The sequence below is a fragment of the Caloramator quimbayensis genome (assembly GCF_900167605.1).
Classification (GTDB): domain Bacteria; phylum Bacillota; class Clostridia; order Clostridiales; family Caloramatoraceae; genus Caloramator_B; species Caloramator_B quimbayensis.
Window position 1 is genome coordinate 1 of sequence record NZ_FUYH01000052.1, and the last position, 5,737, is coordinate 5,737.

Below are 5,737 nucleotides of genomic sequence, written 5' to 3' on the forward strand. Positions count from 1 at the left end.
TAGCATTTAATCTTATGCAGTTATATTTTTTTAGATGTATTAGAGGTTTTAGGAAGAAAAGAATGCTTCAAATAAATATTATTGAGGATATAAGAGATGAGAGATTTACAATAGAAGATACCTGGAATAATCCAGTATTTGAAAAAACTTAATGAAACAATAAAATTGGAAATTAATTATTTAAATTTTTGGGGGTAGGGGGAGTTATAACTATTTTTGCAACCTATAGAGCTGGTGGAATACCATTTCTTCAATATGATACAATAAAATGCAATTTCAGTAAAAATAAAAATTCTACTGGAATTTTGCTGCGAAATCTCTGTCTTCCTGCAAAATTGCTTTCAAAAAAATATGATGAGTTAAATGTAAAAAGAGAGCTGCTTGCAAGAACAGTATCAGATACAGGAACAATTATCGCTCCACTATTCCCTTGGAACGTAAATTCCCTTTTAATTGCAGTAGTAACAGGTTTTGCAGCAGCAGCTTATATACCCTTTGCAGTTCTATGCTATATATCACCTATTGTAACATTAATAGCTTCAAGCTTAAAAAAATCCATAATAAATAGAGTGATTTCAATATAATGCATACAATTTTAATCATTCATCGATTGCAAAGCTCTGACCATAGGCAATCTGTGAAAATTCTTTTTCTATATCAATAAGCTTTGCTCCTTTTACATCTATATTTTGTATGTTCCCTTCTCCTACCCCATCTGTTATGCACCTGTATAGATAATTAATTGCCTGTGGTTTAAACCCCAAAAGTCTGGCGCAAATAGTATCACAAGCAACCGGATCAAAACTCGCTATTACCATATCACTCCTTTTTGCTGCCCCTTTACTGGGGCCAGTACCAACCATTGCTGGATTCAAACTAACAATCGATAAATCTATTGGTATATTTTTCACCATCGCAACAATAAAATCATGCAAATCTTCATGAATACCTAAATTTTTCTTAGGATATCCATGTACCTGTGCTGGAGGCCATGATAACGCAATATTTTTTAAAGCTGCTGACATAGTAGCTTCTTCATGAATTTTAAGCTGTGTAAACGAAACAATTATTGTGGCTTCATCGATAAGCTTATTTATTTTTGTTTCTTTAACTACTTTTCCACCGATAACAATATTCGTAAACGGACCAACATTCAAATCAATAAACTCAACTTTTTCCTCCTCAATAACTTTATCATACCCATAATTTGTTAGAACTGTTTTTGTATCTGTCCCCCCTGAACCAGCTGCTACAACAATCCTTTTAGGATTTCTTTCTTTAAAAAATTTTATTATTTCCCTTAAAGACTGTGGCCCCACAACAACAGCTTTTTCTGGTGGATTATTGTTTACCATGTTTGCAGTTATAACTACACAATCTTCATTATTCACAAAATTCGCTATCGGTAAATATCCAAGCGCCTGCCTTATAGAAGCAGATTCATCAACATTTTTTCCAATAGCTACTATTGGGCTTTCAATTCTTCTTTTTCTCATACAATCACCTCTATCATATTATTCCCTAAGGAATAAAAAAAAAGCATATTAAAAGGACAGCTAACAAATATCAATAATTGTTAACTGTCCCTCTATTTTAAATCTCCCCATACCACTTTATTTTTACCACTATCTTTTGCTAAATATAATGCCTCATCAGCAGCCTTAAAAACTTTATTAAAAATATCCTTTCCTTTAAAACATACTGCTCCAATGCTTACCGTCACCTTTAAGTTTTTATTGGTAGTTTTATTTCCCCAATCATAATTTTCTATTCTATACCTTATTTCTTCTGCAAGCTTTTGCCCTTCAAATCTTTGCTTCTCACAAAGTATAGCAAATTCTTCTCCCCCAATTCTTGCTGCAAAACATCCTTTATATAATATATTATTAACAATTTGCCCAAAGCTTTTTAAAACTATATCTCCAACAGCATGTCCAAAATTATCATTTATACTTTTAAATCCATCGAAATCTATAATAAACAAGCAGTAATCTTCATCGCTTTTCCCGAGATTTAAAATATAGCTGTCAAAATATCTTCTGTTATAAAGCCCTGTTAAAGAATCAATAATAGAATTTAAGTATATGCTATTATACTCCTTGGCCATATCATAAGCCCCATACATTAGTATAAGCATTATAGCATAGCTGTTTAGGTGTATCCCCTTAACCTTACTTATTAAGCTTAAATCTATCAGTATATCATGAATTATAGTAATAAATGCTGCACTATAAATTAACAATGTAAATTTATTTTTTAACTTTTTAATAAAAACTACATCTATTATCATATAAATTATATATAAAATAGCAATAATAAAAAATAAATATAACTTTTTCCTAAAACAAGCAAAGGTTATTAAATTCCGCGGTATAACTAAAGTCGTAAAAATAATCATGCCGCATATTTGTGATATAAAATGAAATCTTTTATTAAATTTATACCCATAATTTTTTCTTAAAAACATTACGAAAAACAAAGCAGCACAATAAAAAGAAAGAAAAACCACTTTTTGAAACCATAAATATCCGAAAACGCTGCTTGTAATATAGTAATTAGAATAATGAAGGGTAATAAAAAGTAATGTTATAGCAAAATACAGATACTTTTTATTCATTTTATTCGTTGAATAAAGCTTTATAAAGTAAGCTGCGATTATTATGTTTACTATAGATAACGCAAGATAAACTGATATAAAATATTGGTTCAAAAATTTATTATTTTTTACTACTTTAGAGCTTTCTGCAATAAAAATGCTTTGATTCGCACCATATTCATAAATCGATTTCAGTTTTAGCTCTAAAACATTTTCATCTTTAATAAACTCTTTAGGAATATAATAAGAATACCTGCTGTTCCAATCATTAAAAATAAAATCCTTAAAAGGGGAAGCTCCAATAAGATGTCCATTAAAATATACTTCATGTCCAAAGGGTATCCCTCCAATAGAAAGAGAGATGTTTTTATTTTTATATTCTTGAGGAAATATAATTCTTTTTGAAAACCATACGAATTTATTTTGAAATTCGCTTTTATCTATAACACTTTTTAAAAAAATATCCTGATTCTCTAATACTGTATTTCCTACCTTTACTGTCCATCCATTGTTTAAATCTATCTTATCATCACCATTAAAGGCAAGTTTCGCTGAATAAATAGAGAAAAAAACAGCAACTAAAAATAAAACAAGAAAAAGAATATTTTTTGTTTTAAAGACTTTCAATAGACACACCTCTTTAAAGATTATAAGCCTTTCACATAGTCTACTAATGGTTTTATAGTTTTTTTATCAGTAAAATCAACCTTATCTCCAAAAATTTCTAAAAATGCCTTTTCATCTTCTGTCATATCTTCTTTTTTTTTCTTCATAACTATTTTTTTCAGCATATTCATCATAATTTTATGAATAAAGCTTAAATTTTTATAATCAATGCCCCCTCTTAGATGAAAAAACTTAATATATTTTTTCATGTCTTCCTTAAAATTTTTATCTATAATTGATTTAAGTTCATTACTATCTGTTGGAGAAAGTCCAACCGTAAAGACTATTATATTTTTATTCTTTAGCATATCAAAATTTCTTTTAATTAAAGATATACCATTTATTCCACTTGAAAAAAGTCCCCCGCCGTAAACAATTGTATCGTAGCTCATTAAGTCCTTTAGTTTTATATTGGCACTATCATATAAATCTGCCTTTAAGTCATCTGCAATCCACTTTGCATATTTTTCAGTACTGCCATACTTAGACTTGTATAAAACAATAGTTTTTTTCATAAAACCCTCCACATATTTAAAAGTAAAATACCATATTTCACATTTTATAGTAATTATAACACATTTTTTTTAATAGTTAATAGAGCTTTTTAGGCTGACAATTTAAAATTACGGCAATTTTTTAAAAGTAAATAAAATTGTTAACCGTCCCTTGAAGACATCGAAGATTTGGGGGACTGTTAACAATTTTATGATATATTTAATTTTAAACATTACTTTAGTATGATAAAATTATATTAATTATATCTGAAAGGAAGAGTTTTATGACTTTAGAAATTGAAAAATTGATTAAGGATTTAAATTTAGATGTTATCGTAAGCGGCGATAGGAATAAAAAAATAACAACAAGCGATATAAACAGACCTGGCCTTCAATTTTCAGGTTACTATGACTATTTTGGAGAAGATAGGGTTCAGGTAATAGGCATGGCTGAATGGAGTTATCTTGATAAAATGGATCCTGACTTGAGATACAAAAGAATAAAGGAATTTTTTAAATTTGATATTACATGCGTTATAATATCAAGAGGACTAAATCCTCATGAGGAAATTATTGATACTGCTAAGGAACATAATATATGGGTTTTAAGAAGCAGTCTTCAGACGACAAGGCTTATGAAAGAATTAATTACATATATGGAAAAGGAGCTTGCTGAAACAACTTCCCTTCACGGAGAGCTCGTTGATGTATATGGCGTTGGTATTTTAATTCAAGGGAAAAGCGGAATCGGCAAAAGCGAAACAGCTCTCGAATTAATAAAAAGAGGACATATATTAGTTTCTGATGATGCAGTTGAAATAAAGTGCGTTGGAGGAAGTCTATATGGCACAAGCCCCTATAGCACCAGCGGAATGATAGAAGTTAGAGGTCTTGGAATTATTGATGTGACTGCACTTTATGGATTAAGTTCGGTATTAAAAGAAAAAATCATAGATTTTGTTATAGAATTAGAACCATGGAATAATGAATATGATGATTTTGACAGGCTTGGTAACAGCAATGAAACTGTTGAAATCCTCGGTGTTTCAATTAAGAAGGTAAGAATACCAATTAGGCCAGGAAGAAATCTTGCTGTAATAATTGAGGCTGCAGCTGCCAATTATAGATACTTAACAACATCATCAATATCACCTGTTGAAATCATAGATAAAAGAATTGAAGAAATAAATCAAAAAAAAGTATGATATCTTAATATCTAATATCTTTCTTTATAGTATGATACTATATAAAATTAAAAAATAGTAAAGCCATAGGAAATATATTATATTTTCCTATGGCTTTACTTCAAATAGTATACTACCAATATTTACATAAGTCGCAGCTTCGTAGTCAGGTAAATTCCTTTGCTAACTTACTCCCTATACAAAAGTGCAGTCCCTTATCAAATTTTATCGATTATATGACTACTTAGCTTGGCTTTTATACATAGTAATTTATATTATATTATTAGTATCGAATTAAAATTCACAATCCACTTGTAAAAGTGTGTTATTTAATTGGTTCATTAGGTCTTTTGCATTAAATAAATTTTAACGTAAATTTTATTAATACAATGGCAGACTTATACAAAACATTATAATTTGAAATGTATTTATAATTATCAAATTTTTCACAGAGAGTGCAAAAGTATCTCTTTTAGTTGTTTAGTGTAAAATATAAATACAAAGAGTTGCAGAAATAAAATACAAATAAAAAAATGGAAAAAAGTCATTGCCAACATCCTCAAAATAAACTACCCTTTAGTTGATGAGGCTAAAGGGGGTAGAAAGGAATGTTAACAATGACTCAAGTTAAGAATATCAAAAAGCTGTACTATAGTAAAGGGAAAAAAGTAAATGAAATTGTTAAAGTTACTGGGCATAATTACAGAACAGTAATAAAATATCTTGAAAAAGCTGATTTTAATCAAAGTTTAGGTAAACAAGAAGGAGATAAAAGAGGACGGCCTAAGAAGATTGAA

Annotated in this window: 5 protein-coding genes and 1 pseudogene; 3 read left to right on the plus strand and 3 right to left on the minus strand. The window is 29.1% G+C overall.

The features are described from left to right. The first annotated feature begins 188 nt into the window (after positions 1–188). Positions 189–584 (plus strand): Na+/H+ antiporter NhaC family protein, encoded by a 396-nt coding sequence (locus B5D15_RS14975; RefSeq protein ID WP_078697895.1) that lies wholly within the window; start codon positions 189–191, stop codon positions 582–584. Positions 585–599: 15 nt separating this feature from the next. On the opposite strand, the gene B5D15_RS14980 is transcribed toward B5D15_RS14975, so the two are convergent. From B5D15_RS14980 to B5D15_RS14990, 3 genes are all read right to left on the minus strand, one after another. Then, entirely contained in the window at positions 600–1,496 is an 897-nt protein-coding gene (locus tag B5D15_RS14980) for a DUF362 domain-containing protein (RefSeq protein ID WP_078697896.1), read from the minus strand. A 92-nt stretch (positions 1,497–1,588) separates the two neighbouring features. Then, entirely contained in the window at positions 1,589–3,223 is a 1,635-nt protein-coding gene (locus B5D15_RS14985) for a GGDEF domain-containing protein (RefSeq protein ID WP_078697897.1), read from the minus strand. A 20-nt stretch (positions 3,224–3,243) separates the two neighbouring features. Further along, positions 3,244–3,777, minus strand: coding sequence for a flavodoxin domain-containing protein (locus tag B5D15_RS14990; protein WP_078697898.1), 534 nt, complete (start codon positions 3,775–3,777; stop codon positions 3,244–3,246). Between the two features lie 263 nt (positions 3,778–4,040). On the opposite strand from B5D15_RS14990, the gene hprK reads away from it, so the two are divergent. Next, complete coding sequence (hprK, locus tag B5D15_RS14995; protein WP_078697899.1) at positions 4,041–4,961, plus strand: HPr(Ser) kinase/phosphatase; 921 nt, start codon at positions 4,041–4,043, stop codon at positions 4,959–4,961. A gap of 587 nt (positions 4,962–5,548) precedes the next feature. Continuing rightward, positions 5,549–5,737 (plus strand): annotated as a pseudogene (locus B5D15_RS15000) (IS21 family transposase); the annotation flags it as partial.